This window comes from Methylobrevis pamukkalensis, from assembly GCF_001720135.1.
Lineage (GTDB): Bacteria > Pseudomonadota > Alphaproteobacteria > Rhizobiales > Pleomorphomonadaceae > Methylobrevis > Methylobrevis pamukkalensis.
Map to the genome: position 1 here is coordinate 1 of NZ_MCRJ01000104.1, position 15,780 is coordinate 15,780.

Annotated in this window: 12 protein-coding genes and 6 pseudogenes; 13 read left to right on the plus strand and 5 right to left on the minus strand. The window is 69.0% G+C overall.

Features of this window, described 5'->3' with window-relative positions; translation table 11 throughout:
- Positions 1-283: 283 nt before the first annotated feature.
- From mtaB to A6302_RS15675, 4 genes and pseudogenes are all read left to right on the plus strand, one after another.
- A pseudogene (gene mtaB, locus A6302_RS15660) lies at positions 284-1,611 on the plus strand (tRNA (N(6)-L-threonylcarbamoyladenosine(37)-C(2))-methylthiotransferase MtaB).
- A 13-nt stretch (positions 1,612-1,624) separates the two neighbouring features.
- Positions 1,625-2,965 (plus strand): signal recognition particle-docking protein FtsY, encoded by a 1,341-nt coding sequence (gene ftsY, locus A6302_RS15665; protein ID WP_069307828.1) that lies wholly within the window; start codon positions 1,625-1,627, stop codon positions 2,963-2,965.
- A 98-nt stretch (positions 2,966-3,063) separates the two neighbouring features.
- Positions 3,064-3,750 carry a septation protein A gene (locus tag A6302_RS15670; protein WP_069307839.1) on the plus strand — a complete coding sequence of 229 codons (687 nt, stop codon included), beginning with the start codon at positions 3,064-3,066 and terminating at the stop codon, positions 3,748-3,750.
- Positions 3,750-4,346 (plus strand): DUF2585 domain-containing protein, encoded by a 597-nt coding sequence (locus A6302_RS15675; RefSeq protein ID WP_210183353.1) that lies wholly within the window; start codon positions 3,750-3,752, stop codon positions 4,344-4,346. The genes A6302_RS15670 and A6302_RS15675 overlap by 1 nt, the downstream gene beginning before the upstream one ends.
- Before the next feature lie 209 nt (positions 4,347-4,555).
- On the opposite strand, the gene A6302_RS15680 is transcribed toward A6302_RS15675, so the two are convergent.
- The 3 genes from A6302_RS15680 to A6302_RS15690 form a co-directional block, all read right to left on the minus strand.
- Positions 4,556-5,098, minus strand: a complete 543-nt coding sequence (locus tag A6302_RS15680; protein ID WP_069307829.1) for a hypothetical protein — start codon at positions 5,096-5,098, stop codon at positions 4,556-4,558.
- Between the two features lie 400 nt (positions 5,099-5,498).
- On the minus strand, positions 5,499-6,530 hold the full coding sequence (locus tag A6302_RS15685; RefSeq protein ID WP_069307830.1) for an aspartate-semialdehyde dehydrogenase: 1,032 nt from the start codon (positions 6,528-6,530) through the stop codon (positions 5,499-5,501).
- Positions 6,531-6,725: 195 nt separating this feature from the next.
- A complete protein-coding gene (locus A6302_RS15690; protein ID WP_069307831.1) occupies positions 6,726-6,953 on the minus strand; it encodes a hypothetical protein in 228 nt (75 codons plus the stop codon).
- A gap of 121 nt (positions 6,954-7,074) precedes the next feature.
- Between A6302_RS15690 and A6302_RS26255 the strand changes: the two are divergent.
- From A6302_RS26255 to A6302_RS25865, 3 genes and pseudogenes are all read left to right on the plus strand, one after another.
- Positions 7,075-7,158: pseudogene (locus tag A6302_RS26255) on the plus strand (hypothetical protein); the annotation flags it as partial.
- A gap of 52 nt (positions 7,159-7,210) precedes the next feature.
- A complete protein-coding gene (locus A6302_RS15695; protein ID WP_210183352.1) occupies positions 7,211-7,561 on the plus strand; it encodes a DinB family protein in 351 nt (116 codons plus the stop codon).
- A 755-nt stretch (positions 7,562-8,316) separates the two neighbouring features.
- The gene (locus tag A6302_RS25865; protein ID WP_342586292.1) at positions 8,317-9,081 is read left to right on the plus strand and encodes a DUF2778 domain-containing protein; all 765 of its coding nucleotides are present in this window, start codon (positions 8,317-8,319) and stop codon (positions 9,079-9,081) included.
- A 120-nt stretch (positions 9,082-9,201) separates the two neighbouring features.
- On the opposite strand, the gene A6302_RS15710 is transcribed toward A6302_RS25865, so the two are convergent.
- A complete protein-coding gene (locus tag A6302_RS15710) occupies positions 9,202-10,248 on the minus strand; it encodes a cytochrome-c peroxidase (RefSeq protein ID WP_069307834.1) in 1,047 nt (348 codons plus the stop codon).
- A gap of 346 nt (positions 10,249-10,594) precedes the next feature.
- On the opposite strand from A6302_RS15710, the pseudogene ffh reads away from it, so the two are divergent.
- The 5 genes and pseudogenes from ffh (at position 10,595) to trmD (ending at position 14,232) form a co-directional block, all read left to right on the plus strand.
- A pseudogene (ffh, locus tag A6302_RS15715) lies at positions 10,595-12,135 on the plus strand (signal recognition particle protein).
- On the plus strand, positions 12,132-12,446 hold the full coding sequence (locus tag A6302_RS15720; protein WP_069307835.1) for a chorismate mutase: 315 nt from the start codon (positions 12,132-12,134) through the stop codon (positions 12,444-12,446). Before ffh ends, A6302_RS15720 begins: the two are co-directional and overlap by 4 nt.
- Before the next feature lie 38 nt (positions 12,447-12,484).
- Positions 12,485-12,826, plus strand: a pseudogene (gene rpsP, locus A6302_RS21480) (30S ribosomal protein S16); the annotation flags it as partial.
- Positions 12,827-12,972: 146 nt separating this feature from the next.
- Positions 12,973-13,533, plus strand: coding sequence for a ribosome maturation factor RimM (rimM, locus tag A6302_RS15730; protein WP_069307837.1), 561 nt, complete (start codon positions 12,973-12,975; stop codon positions 13,531-13,533).
- A 1-nt stretch (position 13,534) separates the two neighbouring features.
- Positions 13,535-14,232, plus strand: a pseudogene (gene trmD, locus A6302_RS15735) (tRNA (guanosine(37)-N1)-methyltransferase TrmD).
- A gap of 58 nt (positions 14,233-14,290) precedes the next feature.
- Here trmD and A6302_RS23135 read toward each other — a convergent pair.
- On the minus strand, positions 14,291-14,764 hold the full coding sequence (locus tag A6302_RS23135; protein ID WP_069307838.1) for a BA14K family protein: 474 nt from the start codon (positions 14,762-14,764) through the stop codon (positions 14,291-14,293).
- A gap of 356 nt (positions 14,765-15,120) precedes the next feature.
- Here A6302_RS23135 and rplS point away from each other — a divergent pair.
- Positions 15,121-15,551, plus strand: a pseudogene (gene rplS, locus A6302_RS15745) (50S ribosomal protein L19); the annotation flags it as partial.
- Positions 15,552-15,780: the final 229 nt, after the last annotated feature.

Genomic DNA, 15,780 nt, shown 5'->3' on the forward strand with positions numbered 1-15,780 from the left:
CCTTGCGGAGAGGGTGCCCGAAGGGCGGGTGAGGGGTCGCGGCCTCTCGGCTGTCTCGATCGCCGGCGTGGTCACGCGGTGGGCGGACACGTCGTCTGCCGATCGGCCGAAGACCCCTCATCCGGCGCTGCGCGCCACCTTCTCCCGCAAGGAGAAGGGTTTTCGAGACGCCGCCTCCCGAGACAGAAGGGGCGCACTGGCATTTTCCGGCGCTTTCGGCCATATAGCCCGCAGACGACGTGGGATTTTTCGTGAGGCCGCGCGCGCGGCGGGACCATCTGCAATGGGTATCGAGGTCATCACCTTCGGCTGCCGCCTCAACACGGTGGAATCGGAGGTCATGAAGACGAAGGCCGCCGAGGCGGGTCTGACCGACGCGGTGCTGGTCAACACCTGCGCCGTGACGGGCGAGGCCGTGCGCCAGGCGCGCCAGGCGATCCGCCGTGCCCGGCGCGAGAACCCGGAGGCCCGGATCATCGTGTCCGGCTGCGCCGCCCAGACCGATCCGGACAGCTTTGCCGCCATGGCCGAGGTCGATCTCGTGGTCGGCAACGTGGAAAAGCTGTCGGACGCCGTCTACCGCGACGCGCCCGCCAACGTCGGCATCGCCGATTTCGGCCTCGGCCGGAGCGAGAAGATCCGCGTCAACGACATCATGAGCGTGACCGAGACCGCCGGCCATCTGGTCGACGGCATCGAGGGCCGCGCCCGCGCCTTCGTGCAGGTGCAGAACGGCTGCGACCACCGCTGCACCTTCTGCATCATCCCCTATGGCCGCGGCAATTCCCGCTCGGTGCCGATGGGCGAGGTGGTCGAGCAGGTGCGGCGCATCGTCGACAACGGCTATGGCGAGGTGGTGCTGACCGGCGTCGATCTCACCAGCTGGGGCCAGGACCTGCCGGGCGCGCCGAAGCTCGGGCGGCTCGTCCGCCGCATCCTTGCCCATGTGCCGGCGCTGAAGCGGCTGCGGATCTCGTCGATCGATTCCATCGAGGTCGATCCGGAGTTCATGGCGGCGATCGCCGAGGAAGAGCGGCTGATGCCGCATTTCCACCTGTCGCTGCAGTCGGGCGACGACATGATCCTGAAGCGGATGAAGCGCCGGCATTCCCGTGCCGACACGATTCGCTTCACCGACGAGGTGCGGCGCCTGCGCCCCGACGTCGTGTTCGCGCCGACATCATCGCCGGATTTCCGACCGAGACCGAGGCGATGTTCGGCCAGTCGCTGCAGATCGTCGACGACTGCGGCCTGACCCACCTCCACGTCTTTCCCTATTCGCCGCGCCCGGGCACCCCGGCCGCGCGCATGCCGCAGCTGGCAAAGGCCGTCATCAAGGAACGCGCCGCCCGCCTGCGCGCCCGCGGCGAGGTCGCGCTGCTGGCGCATCTTGCCGCCGAGACCGGCCGGCGCCGCGCCGTGCTGGTGGAAAAGCCCGGCCTTGGCCGCACCGAACAGTTCACCCTGACCGAGATCGCTGGCGGCGCGCCCGGCGAGATCGTCGAAGCCACGATCACCGGCCACACCGGACGGGCGCTGGTCGCCCGCCTCGCCGCCGCCCCTGGCGCCGGCGCACATAGTTGTCCCGAAGCCGGCACCGAAGCCGCCTGACCCGAGGATCTGCATGACCGAGGACAAGAAGTCCGGCTTCTTTCGCAAGCTCCAGGATTTCATGGTGGCGAAACCCGCCCCCTCGCCGGAGCCCGAGCCGATCGAGGAGCGCCGCCCCGCGCCCAAGCCTGAGCCGAAGCCGGAAGCAAAGCCCGTCCCTGAGCCGGCAGCGCCGGCGGTGCCGGAGCTTGCGCCCTCGCTTGCCGCTCCGGCCCCCGTGCCGGCCCGTGACCTGCTGCCCCCCGCGCCGGAGCCGGAGCCGGCGCCGGAATCGCCGGTGGCCGAGCGCGCGCCCGAATCTGCGCCCGGGCCCGCCCCTGCGGCGCCCTTCGTCGCGCCCGCCCCGGTGATGCCGGCGCCTCCCCCGGTGGTGGTCGCGCCCGTCGCCGTCGCGCCCCCCGCCCCGATCACCGAACCCGTCGCCGCCGAGCCCGCAAGAAAGCTCTCGTGGTTCCAGCGGCTGAAAAGCGGCCTTGCCCGCTCCTCTTCCGCGATCGGCGAGGGCATCACCTCGATCTTCCTCAAGCGCAAGCTCGACGACGACACGCTGGAGGAGCTGGAGAACGTCCTGATCCAGGCCGACCTTGGCGTTGCCACCGCCACCGCCATCACCGAGGCGCTGGCCAAGGGCCGCTACGGCAAGGACATCGCCCCCGACGAGGTCAAGGCGATCCTGTCGTCGGAGGTGGCGAAGGTGCTCGCCCCGGTCGCCGCGCCGCTGGTGATCGATGCGGCGAAAAGGCCTTTCGTGCTGCTGGTGGTCGGCGTCAACGGCTCGGGCAAGACCACCACCATCGGCAAGCTCGCCGCCAAGTTCCGCGCCGAGGGCCGCAGCGTGATGATGGCCGCCGGCGACACGTTCCGCGCCGCGGCCATCGAGCAGCTGAAGGTCTGGGGGGCGCGCACCGGCACGCCGGTCGTCGCCCGCGAGGTCGGCTCCGACGCCGCCGGCCTTGCCTTCGACGCGGTGAAGGCCGCGCAGGAGACCGGCACCGACGTGCTGCTGGTCGATACTGCCGGCCGGCTCCAGAACAAGGCCGAGCTGATGGCCGAGCTCGAGAAGGTGATCCGCGTCATCCGCAAGGTGGACCCGACCGCGCCGCATGCGACGCTGCTGGTGCTCGACGCCACCACGGGCCAGAATGCGCTCAACCAGGTGGAGGTGTTCGGCCGCACCGCCGGCGTCACCGGCCTCGTGATGACCAAGCTCGACGGCACGGCGCGCGGCGGCATCCTCGTCGCCATCTCCGCCAAATTCCGCCTGCCGGTGCACTTCATCGGCGTCGGCGAGGGCATCGACGATCTGGAGCCGTTCAGGGCCGAGGATTTTGCCAAAGCGATCGCCGGAGTCTGACACGGCCGCCTCCGTGGCCGGGCCGACGCGCGAAGGCCGGACGGGTGCATGGCCCGTCCTGATTTGACTTGCACCCCGCATGAGGGATCGTGGACGAGATGAAGCTGGAAAAGGCCCCGAACGACCCCACGCGCAAGGCGCAGAACCCGCTGCTCAAGCTCGGCCTCGAGCTCGGGCCGCTGATCCTGTTCTTCTTCGTCAACTCGCGCGGCCAGAGCCTGATCGACGCCGTGCCGGCGCTCGGCGTCTTCGGCCAGCCGATCTTTCTCGCCACCGCCGTGTTCATGGCGGCGATGATCGTGGCGCTCACCGCCTCGTGGCTGATGACGCGGCGGCTGGCGATCATGCCGCTGGTCACCGGCGCGGTGGTGCTGGTGTTCGGCACGCTCACGCTCATCCTGCAGGATGACACATTCATCAAGATGAAGCCGACCATCGTCAACGTCCTGTTCGGCGCCACGCTGCTGATCGGCCTTGCCTTCGGCAAGTCGCTGGTCGGCTACGTGTTCGAGGACGCCTTCCGCCTCGACGCAGCCGGCTGGAAGAAGCTCACCATCCGCTGGGGCCTGTTCTTCCTGCTGCTTGCCGTGCTCAACGAGGTGGTCTGGCGCACCCAGACCACCGACTTCTGGGTGGCCTTCAAGGTCTGGGGCATCCTGCCGCTGACACTGGTGTTCTCGGCGCTGCAGCTGCCGCTGCTGATGCGCCACGCCCTGCCAGAATCGAACGAGCAGGCGACCGAGGAGCCGACCGACCGGCCGGACGAAGGGAAGGCCCGGGGATGATGCGCGCACGGACGGGCCTGCGGCGCGCGCGGATCACCGGCGGGGTCTGGCTGTTTGCCGCCGTCGCGGCGCTGGCCGCCACGGCCGCGATCCTGCTCGCCATGGGCCGGGTGCCGATCTGCGAATGCGGCTACGTGAAATTCTGGGAGGGCGCGGTCGACGGACCGGGCAATTCCCAGCACATCGCCGACTGGTACACCTTCTCCCACATCATCCACGGCTTCCTGTTCTTCGGCGCCACCTGGTGGCTTTCCCGCCGCTGGCCGATGGGCTTTTCCGCGCGGCTGTTCCTCGCAACCCTGGTGGAGGCCGGCTGGGAGATCCTGGAAAACTCGCCGCTGATCATCGACCGTTACCGCGAGGCGACGATCGCCCAGGGCTACACCGGCGACAGCGTGCTGAATTCGATCTGCGACATCCTCGCCATGGCGCTCGGCTTCGCGCTGGCCGCCCGCCTGCCGGTGTGGCTGACCGTGGTGCTGACGCTGGCGATGGAAATCGGCGTGCTGCTGGTGATCCGCGACAACCTCACCCTCAACGTCCTGATGCTGGTCTGGCCGTCGGACGCGATCAGGGCGTGGCAGGGCGGCGGCTGAGCCGGAGGGTGGCGGAGACCGGCAGTCGCCGGCACAGACTCTCGGCTTGTCATCCCCGGCAGGACGGGCGGCAGCCCGGCATGGGAAGGCGATCCAGACATCAGCCGTGGAATTCATTCGCCGGCTTCTGGATTCCCTTCCCTCGCTTCGCTCGCCGGGAATGACATGATCCGGTCAACCGACAGGGTTTTTGCCGATCCTGTCCCTCGTCACGCAAAGGCGTCTGCGTAGCGGGAAAAGCCCTCGGCGCTGCCGAGATAGGCCCGCGACCAGGAATAGCTGCCCGTCGTCACCCGCCCCTCGGGCGTGGTGGCGGTCGAAAGCGACACCTCGGCACTCGCAAGGAAGATGCCCTCGGCGGTGACCTCGATCTGCGCCGATTTCGACGTGGCGCTCGCCCCGTCCTGATTTGCGGAAATGGTCGTCTGCGACGCGCTGAGCGACAGCGACGTCAGCGCGAGCGTGTTGCCCGCTGCCTCGTCATCGCCCTTGCCGGAGGCCGCTTTCTTCAACCTCGACGCCTCGGGCTCGGCATAGGTGACGGACGCGCGCGGCGCATCCTCGTCGCGGTTCTTCTCCAGCGCGCTTTCGAGACTGTCGATCACCGCCGCGGTGTCGCTCGCGGCCTTGACCGCCGCCTCGATCGGGCTCGCCGGAGCCGCGGCAACCGCGGGCGCGCCCGCGCCCGGAAGGCTGGACATCAGCATCGAGGCGGAACGCTGCAGCGTCGCGCCGGCGGACAGCATCTGCATGGGCCGACCTCCTGTCGGGCACGCGGCGCCTTCTGCCCCGCGGGTAACGATCCGTTCAAGAGTCGCGCCTCGGACGTAATGGCGGGTTAACGCGGCGCTCGGCGACCTTGTCTGTACCAGTCCAAGGAAGATCCCCGAAGGTCGGCGCCCTCGGCCTCGTCCTTCGAGACAGCCCTTCGAGCTTCCTCAGGATGAGGCCTTCGAAAATTTCATCTCACCGTCAATGTGTTGCTCTTTCCCCTCATCCTGAGGAAGCCGCAACGCGGCTGTCTCGAAGGACGAGGGGAAAGCCCCACGTCATCACCGGGAAGCCGCCCGCACTCCGCCCGCTCCGCCCACGAAAAAGGGCGCCGAAAACCGGCGCCCTCCTCTCGATTCATCAAATCAGACAGCCAGCCGCTCAGGCGGCGGCCTTGCGCTTCAGCAGGCCGCGGTTGACCAGCACTTCGGCGATCTGCACCGCGTTGAGGGCCGCGCCCTTGCGCAGGTTGTCCGACACGATCCACATGGCGAGGCCGTTGTCGATGGTCGGGTCCTCGCGGATGCGGCTGATGTAGGTGGCGTCCTCGCCGGTCGCCTCGTAGGGCGTGGCGTAGCCGCCGTCCTCGCGCTTGTCGATCACGAGGCAGCCCGGCGCCTCGCGCAGGATGTCGCGAGCCTCGTCGGCCGAGATCGGGTGCTCGAACTCGATGTTGACCGATTCCGAATGCGACACGAACACCGGCACGCGCACGCAGGTGGCGGTGAGCTTGATCTTCGGATCGAGGATCTTCTTGGTCTCCGCCGTCATCTTCCACTCTTCCTTGGTAAAGCCGTCTTCCATGAAGACGTCGATATGCGGGATGAGGTTGAAGGCGATGCGCTTGGGGAACTTCTTGGCCTCGACCGGATCGGACACGAACACGGCGCGGGTCTGCTGGAACAGCTCGTCCATGGCGTCCTTGCCGGCGCCGGACACCGACTGGTAGGTCGAGACCACCACCCGCCTGATCGTCGCCTTGTCATGGAGCGGCTTCAGCGCCACCACGAGCTGGGCGGTCGAGCAGTTGGGGTTGGCGATGATGTTCTTGCGCGAGAAGCCCGCCACGGCGTCGGCGTTCACTTCCGGCACGATCAGCGGCACGTCCGGATCCATGCGCCAGGCCGACGAGTTGTCGATGACGACGCAGCCGGTGGCGCCGATCTTCGGCGACCATTCCTTGGAGATCGTGCCGCCGGCCGACATCAGGCAGATGTCGATCTCGGAGAAGTCGACGAACTCGAGCGCCTTGATCTTCAGCGTCTTGTCGCCGAAGGAGACCTCGCGGCCCTGGCTGCGCCGCGAGGCGATCGCGATGACCTCGTCGGCCGGAAAGCCGCGCTCGGCGAGGATGGAGAGCATTTCACGACCCACGTTGCCCGTGGCGCCGACGACAGCGACCTTGTAGCCCATTCGTCCCGTTCCTTGTTCCTCGGCAAAGACCGCCCGGGCCACGCCATGCGCGCGGCCGGCGGGCTTTGCCCGTCGATGACGTCTCCCGCATCTCGCTCGGCGGGACGGTTCGGAAATCTCAAGGGCAGAGGTGTCCGAGGCGCCGGCCGGTTCGCCCCCCGCAACCCCGGGGAGACGGCGGGCGCGAGAGGTCGGTCAGGTCGTTTTGGTCGTTTTCGTCGTGACAGGCGTCATCGCCCGGGACATCGTCCCGGTGCGCATCACCCAGGTCAGTGCGACAAAACGGGCCATCGACAGGCACCTCTTCAGCAAAACGGAGCCTTCATCGGCCAAAGCCGCGGGGAAGTCAAGGAAAATGCCGGGTCGGCGGCCCCCTCGGCGGCGGTGGTGCTTGCCCGCATCACCATCCGCGATGGCAGCCATCACGGAGTTTCATTTGAACGACCGCGCGGTTGCGCCGATGATTCGGTCCCTGCTTGCCACCGGAAGATCCACCATGTCCGAGATCGACAATCTCCGCCTCCTCGCCGCCTACAATCGCTGGATGAACGCCAAGGTCTACGACGGCGTCGCCGTCCTGCCGGCGGACGAGATCGCCCGCAACCGCGGCGCCTTCTTCGGCTCGATCCTCGGCACGCTCAACCATCTCGTGGTCGCCGACACGATCTGGCTGAAGCGCATTGCCCGCCATCCCGCGCGCCGGCGTCGCCCCCGAGGTGGACGCGCTGGAGGCGCCGACGGCGCTCGACCAGATCGTCGAGACCGGCCTCGCCGACCTGCGCCGGCGGCGCGACGTCCTCGACGGGCTGTTCGAGCGGCTCGTCGCCGGCCTCGAACCGGCGGATCTTGGCCAAACGCTCGCCTATGCCCGCATGAACGGCGAGCGCCAACAGAAGCCGCTTGGCCTGGTGCTGATGCATGTGTTCAATCACCAGACCCACCACCGCGGCCAGACCACCACCCTGATGTCGCAGGCCGGATCCGATGTCGGCGTCACCGACCTGCTGGCCCTGATCCCCGAGGCCGCCTGAGCCCGGCGCCGGGCAGGTCAATTGCGGGCGGAGGCCGATGGGGGGTTTTCGCGAAAGGCGCATCCGCGTAAAGGTCGTGGTTACCAACTTCGTTGATCCTTGGCCAACGACGAGACCGCCGCCGGCACGTGACGACCGGCGCCGTGGCCCTGAAGACGCCGGACCTCCCGCAGGGAACGCCCGGCAGGCCCGTGGCTCGTCAGGATCCCTTTCGGAACGGCGCGCCGCGCCCTCCGTCAGCGCGTGGTGGAGCCTTTGACCGAGACAGCCTTCGATGAAACCGCCGGCCGGACCAGGCCCTCAGTGTCCGCGGGCCGCAAGGCGCCGCGCGCCGGCCTGCGCCGCGCGCTGATCGGCGGTGCGGCCGCTTTCGGCGCCGTGCTGCTCCTGTCGGTCGGCGCGCTGGTCGGCCTTGATCGCGGCGCGGAACGCCTGTCCATCGCCAGCCTCGACACTGCCGGCGTGCAGGCCGGCACCGCTGCCCCGCTCGCCCTCACCCCGATGCCGCTCGACCGGTCGGGCGCCCGTCCCGACAAGGCCGACCAGGCCGAAGTCCCGGCCGCCGTGTCCGAACGCCCCGCGGTTGCGGCCGTGACGCCGCCCGTCATGTCCTCGCGGGACCCTGCCGCATTCGACGCCGCCTTCTCGGCCTTCTCCGAGGTCGCGCCGGAGGGCGAGGTTGAAACCGCGATCCTCGCCCCGGACGTGGCGGCCCCGGACATGGCCGCCCCGGACATGCCCGCAGCGGTCGACCCGTGGCGCCAGATCGAGAATGCCGCACTGGTGCCGCAGGCCCGGCCCGTGCCCCGCGCCGAACTGCCGCGGGCGATGACGCCAATCTCGTCGCCGATCTCACCACCGTGCCCCTGCCGATCGCACGGCCCTCCGGCCTTGGCACCACCGTTGCCGCGGCGGCGCCGTCCGCCCCTGCCGCGACCTCGGCCCGCAGCCGGACGCGCGATGTCGTCACCACCGCCTCGCTGCCCGCGACCGACATGGCGCTCGGCTATGCCCGACCCGACGAACCGGCGGAGCGCAAGAGCATCTTCGGCGCCCTCGGCCGCCTGTTCTCCGGCGACCGCGAGCCGGAACGGCCGAAATTCGCCGGTCTCGGCGGCGGCACCGCCGTCTACGACATCTCGTCGAAGACCGTGTTCATGCCGGACGGCACGCCGCTGGAGGCCCATTCCGGCCTTGGCGAGCTGATCGACGATCCGCGCCATGTAGCCGTCAAGAACAAGGGGGCGACGCCGCCCAACGTCTACCGGATGGTGATGCGCGAGCGCCTGTTCCACGGCGTGGAGGCGATCCGCCTTCTGCCCCACGACGGCGTCAACAAGTTCAACCGCGACGGCCTGCTGGCGCACCACTACCTGCTCGGCCCGTCCGGCCAGTCCAACGGCTGCGTCAGCTTCAAGGACTACGACCGCTTCCTCGCCGCCTTCAAGGCCGGCAAGGTCAAGCGGATGGTGGTGGTCCGCACCCTGCAGGAACTGCCGGTCTACGTCGCCATGCTGTGACCATCCGCGAAAAGCCTGAAGCCAGCCCCGGATTCAGCCCCGGAGACAGCAAAGCCGCCGGACCTGTGCCCGGCGGCTTTTTCGTGGCTCGATTGCTGAGTGCATCCCGCCTGCCGACCCTCAGGGCAGGATCGCCGCGCTCGGCCGCGGCGTGGTCTCGGTTTCGGCGGGCAGCACCGGATAGATGACCGGCGGCATCGTGCCGGTCAGCGAGCCGAGGAAGGCCGTGATCAGCCGCGCCTCCTCCTCGTCCAGTTCCTCGCCAAGCTGGGCCGTGCCCATGATGCCGACCGCCTGCTGCAGGTCCCACACCTTGCCCGAATGGAAATAGGGGGCGGTGAGCGCGATGTTGCGCAGCGGCGAGGCGCGGTAGACATATTCGTCGTCCGCGGTCTTGGTGACGGCGAAGCGCCCCTTGTCGCCGGCCGGCAGGATGTTCGCCCCCGGCTTCTCGACGACGCCGAACGGATAGTAGCCGTGGCCGCCGACGTTGACGCCGCTGTGGCAGGCGGCACAGCCCTTGTCCATGAACAGCGCAAGACCCTGCTTCTGCTCCGCCGACAGGGCCTCGTCGTCGCCGTTGAGCCAGGCGTCGAACGGCGCCGGCGTCAGCAGCGTTGCCTCGAAGGCCTCGATCGCCTTGGCCATGTTGTCGAAGGTCACCGGCGCAGCCTCGTTCGGGAAGGCCTTGCCGAAGGCCTCGACATAGGCCGGCATGCTCTTCAGCGTTCCCTCGACCAGCGCCGGCTTGTTGGCCATCTCGACGCCCGCCTGGATCGGCCCCTTGGCCTGCGCTTTCAGATCCTCGGCCCGGCCGTCCCAGAACTGCGCCTCGTTCAGCACCGAGTTGAGGACGGTCGGCGCGTTGCGCGGCCCCTTCTGCCAGCCGTGGCCGATCGAGGTCTCGAGGTTGTCGTCGCCGCCGGTGGCGAGGTTGTGGCAGGAGTTGCAGCTGAAGACGCCCGACGCGGACAGGCGGGTGTCGAAGAACAGCGCCTTGCCGAGATCGATCTTGTCCGGCGTGATGCGGTTGTCCTTCACGGCCGGCACCGTCGAGGGCAGCGGCTTGAAGATCTCGAGCGCCTGATCGCGCAGAACGTCGGCAGAGGCGCCCGCAGGAAGGGATACCGCTCCCGCAAGCAGGAGGGCGGAAAGCATGGTTTTCATCGTCGAGCTCCATCCGTGGGAACCTGCTCAGTTTAGAATTCTTGAAAATTACTTCCTTGATATGGATCAACGACAACGCTGCGGCCCGAGCGGATCGGGGACGGATTGCCATCCGGACACCCGGACCACGCCGCGTCCTGCCCAAATTCCTTGACTTCCCGCCCCTCGCCGTGTAGCCAATCGGCACATCCGGCAAGGGTCCGTCCGCGAGCCGCCGACCGGGGCATGTCCCCGGAGGTCAACATCCGCCAGCGCGTTGCGCCCGCGGATGTCGTTTTCGTTTGCGGACGGCCCGACCCGGCCCCATGTCTGCGGGGGTTCATCCTCTCGCGATAGGTGTGACGTCATGTTCGAGACCCTTTCGGATCGCCTTTCCGGCATTTTCGACAAGCTGACCCGTCGCGGTTCGCTGTCGGATGCCGACGTGTCCGAGGCGATGCGCGAGGTGCGCCGGGCGCTGCTCGAGGCCGACGTCGCGCTCGACGTGGTGAAGTCCTTCACCGACAAGGTCCGCGCCCGCGCCGTCGGCGCCGAGGTGGTCAAGTCGGTCACCCCCGGCCAGATGGTCGTCAAGATCGTGCACGACCAGCTGGTCGAGATGCTGGGCTCGGAAGCCAAGCCGATCGACCTGCACGCGGTCGCCCCGGTGCCGATCCTGATGGTCGGCCTGCAGGGCTCGGGCAAGACCACCACGACCTCGAAGATCGCCCGCCGGCTCAAGGAACGGGACCGCAAGAAGGTCCTGATGGCCTCGCTCGACACCCGCCGCCCGGCGGCGATGGAGCAGCTGAAGATCCTCGGCGAGCAGAACGGCGTCGACACCCTGCCGATCGTCGCCGGCCAGAGCGCCGTGCAGATCGCCAACCGGGCGGTCAATGCGGCCAAGCTCGGCGGCTATGACGTCGTCATCCTCGACACCGCCGGCCGCGTCACCGTCGACGAAGGCTGATGGACGAGGTGGTCGAGGTCAAGCGCCAGACCAACCCGCACGAGGTGCTGCTGGTCGCCGATGCGCTGACCGGCCAGGACGCCGTCAACACCGCGCGGGCCTTCGATGGCCGCGTGGGCATCACCGGCATCGTCCTGACCCGTGTCGACGGCGACGGCCGCGGCGGCGCCGCGCTGTCCATGCGCGCCGTCACCGGCAAGCCGATCAAGCTGATGGGCGTCGGCGAGAAGTCCGACGCGCTGGAGGATTTCCATCCCTCCCGCATCGCCGACCGCATCCTCGGCATGGGCGACATCGTCGCCCTCGTGGAGAAGGCCGCGGCCAACATCGACGCCGAAAAGGCGGCGAAGATGGCCAAGAAGATGCAGAAGGGCGAGTTCGATCTCGACGACCTCGCCGATCAGCTCAAGCAGATGCAGAAGCTCGGCGGCATGAGCGGCATCATGGGCCTGATGCCGGGCATGGCCAAGATGAAGGGTCAGCTCGCCTCCGCCGGCTTCGACGACAAGCACATCAAGCGCCAGATCGCCATCGTCCAGTCGATGACCAAGCTGGAACGGGCCAAGCCCGCCGTGCTCGACGCCCGGCGCAAGCGCCGCGTCGCCGCCGGCTCGGGCACCGACGTCTCGGAGATCAACAAGCTCCTGAAGACGCACCGGCAGATGGCCGACATGATGAAGAAGATGGGCAAGCAGAAGGGCGGCATGCTCGGCAAGCTGATGGGCGGCATGGGCGGCGGCATGCCGGACCTGTCGCAGGTCGATCCGGCCACCCTCGACAAGGTGGCCCGCGACGCCGGCCTCGGCGGGCCGGACGCCATGAAGAACGCCATGAAGGGCCTCCCCGGCGGCCTGCCGCCGGGTCTTGGCGGCATGGGCGGCGGCCTGCCGAAGCTGCCCGGCCTGCCGGGCTTCGGAAAGGGGCCGAAGGGCCGATGACCACCGCCGCCGAAAAGGCGCTGGCCGACGCGGCCGCGCTGGAACAGCTCAAGGAATTGCGCGGATCGATCGACAACATCGACGCCGCGCTCGTGCATCTGCTCGCCGAGCGGTTCAAGTGCACGCAGAAGGTGGGCCACCTCAAGGCGGCCCACGAACTGCCGCCCTCGGACCCCACGCGCGAGCAGCAACAGATCGAACGCCTGCGCCGCCTTGCCGGCGAGGCCCGCCTCGATCCCGACTTCGCCGAGACCTTCCTCAACTTCATCGTCAGGGAAGTGATCCGGCACCACGAAGCGATCCGCCGATAGACCGGCCGGTATCCGTCAGACCCAGGAGAAGTGAACCCATGTCCCTCAAGATCCGTCTCGCCCGCGGCGGCGCCAAGAAGCGCCCCTTCTACAGCATCGTGATCGCCGACGCCCGCTCGCCGCGCGACGGCCGCTTCATCGACAAGATCGGCACCTTCAACCCGCTGCTGGCCAAGGACAGCGCCGAGCGCGTCGTGCTCGACGTCGAGCGCGCCAAGCACTGGATCGCCCAGGGCGCCCAGCCGACCGACCGCGTGATGCGCTTCCTCGACGCCGCCGGCATCGCCAACCGTCCGGCCCGCAACAACCCGAAGAAGGCCGAGCCGGGCGCCAAGGCCAAGGAGCGCACCGCCGCCGCCGAGGCCGCCGCCGCGAAGGCGCGGAAGCCGCTGCCGCTGCCGAGTGAGGCCGTCGCCGCCCTGCTGACGGGGCGGCGCACCTGCGACGAGATCGCGACATGCCGGGGACGCCGCAGCGCCCCCGGCATTGCGTGTTGTGATCCATGCCTTCGAGAAGGATCCCTGCCATGGCCGCATCGGCTGGCACGCTGCCCCATCCGATCCTCGTGGCCGAGATCGGCGCCGCCCACGGCATCCGCGGCGAACTGCGGGTCAAGCCGCACACCGCCGATCCGGAAGCCATCGGCGACTACGGGCCGCTGCAGGACGAGCGCGGCAACCGCTTCGTCGTCAAGCGCCTGCGCCCCGCCAAGGACATGCTGGTCGTCGTCTTCGAGGGCATCACCGACCGCAACGCCGCCGAGGCGCTGACCGGCACGCGGCTCTACGTCGACCGCTCCGCCCTGCCCGCGCCGGACGAGGACGAGTTCTACCACGCCGACCTGATCGGCCTTGCCGCCGTCACCGACGCCGGCGAGACGCTCGGCGAGATCGTCACCGTGCAGAATTTCGGCGCCAGCGACCTGCTCGAGGTGCGCCGGCCGGGCAAGGGCGCGCTGTTCGTGCCCTTCACCCGCGAGGTGGTGCCGACCGTCGATCTTGTCGCCCGCCGCGTGGTGGTGGTGCCCCCGCCCGGCCTGCTCGACGAGGCTGGCGCGCCGCCGCCAGACGCAGACACGGGCGCCTGAGGTGGCCTTTTCCGCCTCCGTCCTCACGCTCTATCCGGAGATGTTCCCCGGCCCGCTCGGCGTCAGCCTGGCCGGCAAGGCGCTCGGCCTTGGCACCTGGTCGCTGCAGGTGACGCAGATCCGCGACTTCGGCCTCGGCCGCCACCGCGCCGTGGACGACACGCCGGCCGGCGGCGGACCGGGCATGGTGATGCGGCCGGACGTGGTCTGCGCCGCGATCGACAGCGTCTCCCCGCCGGACGATCCCCGCCCCCGGCTGATGATGAGCCCGCGCGGCCGGCCGCTCGACCAGGCCTTCGTGCGCGAGCTTGCCGCCGGCCCCGGCGCGGTCATCCTCTGCGGCCGCTTCGAGGGCGTCGACGAGCGGGCGATCGAGGCGCGAGGTCTTCGGGAAGTGTCGATCGGCGACTATGTGCTCTCCGGCGGCGAGCCGGCGGCGATGGTGCTGCTCGACGCGTGGTCCGCCTGCTGCCGGGCGTGATGGGCAACGACCAGTCCGGCACGACCGAGAGCTTCGAGACCGGCCTGCTGGAGCATCCGCAATATACCCGGCCCCCGCTGTTCGAGGACCGGCCGATCCCGGAGGTGCTCACCTCCGGCGACCATGGCAGGATCGCGAAATGGCGCCGGCAGATGGCCGAGCGCCTCACCGCCGAGCGCCGGCCGGATCTCCTGCGCCGAGACCCCGGCTGCAATTGAAAAAGGCCCGGATCGCTCCGGGCCTCGTCCTCACATCAAACTGGCTGCCGACCGGCCGTTACTGGCAGTAGTGGCGATTGCCATCGTAGCCGACATAGGTGCCGCTGCTGGCGTCGAACGAGCGGTACTTGGACGAGCAGTAGGCGTAGTAGCCCTGCGAGCCGAACGCGTGACCGCCGGCCGGCGGCGCGCCGGAACCGCGCACCGGCGCGCTGTTGTTCATCGCGCCGCCGACAACGCCGCCGGCAATGGCCCCGGCTGCGAGACCGAAGATCGCGGCCGCCGCAGTGTCGTTGCGGTCGCGGCGCTGGTTGTTGCGGTACCAGCGGCGATAGTCGTCATCGCGCCAGTTGCGGCGGTCCCGCTGCCAGCGGCGGTAGTTGTCGTCGCGCGGATGGTTGTCGTAGTAGCGCTCGATATAGGCGTCACGGCGCTTGTCCGCCGCCGCGGGCACCGTGGTCGCCACGAGGCTGCCGGCGACCATGGCGGCCGCGAGCGCTCCGCTGATGGCGCGCTGCAGGTTGCGTTTCATGGGTCCATCTCCCTGTCTTGTCTTCGGTCTGCGCATCGGAATGCTGCAGGCCTGCGCCGGATGCTGTCCGGCCTGCGCGGGCGGCCTGACGGGGCGACATCGCCTCGTGTCCGTCCCTGCGTGTTCCAGGATGCAATGAACGGGGGCCGCGTTTTGTTCCCCCCGCGGCGCCCGCGAGGCAGAAACCGGCGCCGCGCGGCGCGCAAAAATGCACTCGGGCATGGACAAGCCGCCGCGCTTCCTGTAATGAGCCGCACCATATCCGACATGATGCGACTTGAACGGCGAATACGCCCCCATTCGCGTGACGATGCGTGGGCGCTCTGGGCGTTCGATACAACCTAAGGCGAGATGCCATGAACATCATCGAAGAGCTCGACAAGGAGCAGATGGAAGTCGTCAGCGCAAAGCGCGTGCTTCCGGAGTTCGGCCCGGGCGACACCGTCCGCGTCAACGTGCGCGTCACCGAAGGCACCCGCACCCGCGTGCAGGCCTATGAAGGCGTCTGCATCGCCCGCAACGGCGGCGGCCTGAACCAGAGCTTCACCGTCCGCAAGATCTCCTACGGCGAAGGCGTCGAGCGCGTCTTCCCGGTCTACTCGCCGATGGTCGAGGGCGTGGAAGTCGTGCGCCGCGGCAAGGTGCGCCGCGCCAAGCTCTATTACCTGCGCGACCTGCGCGGCAAGTCGGCCCGTATCGTTGAGGCCACCACGCCCGCGCCCGCAAGCTCAACGACGCCCAGCGCGCCGACGTGGCCTCCGCCAAGGCGGACGCCGCCGCCGCCAAGGCGCGGCCAAGGCCGGCGCCGCCGAGTGATCTGACTTTTCCTCCGGGAGACGCAACGGGCGGCCACTGGCCGCCCGTTTTGCGTTTGAGGGGGCGTCAACGTCTCGCCGCCCCGGTCTGCCTTTCAAGGCGCGGCTCTGCGTCGCCTGATGACATCAACAAGCCAGCCGCAGATTTCGAGGACGGCACCGGTCGCCATGCAAAGCACCACATACCAGTCAAAGGAACAA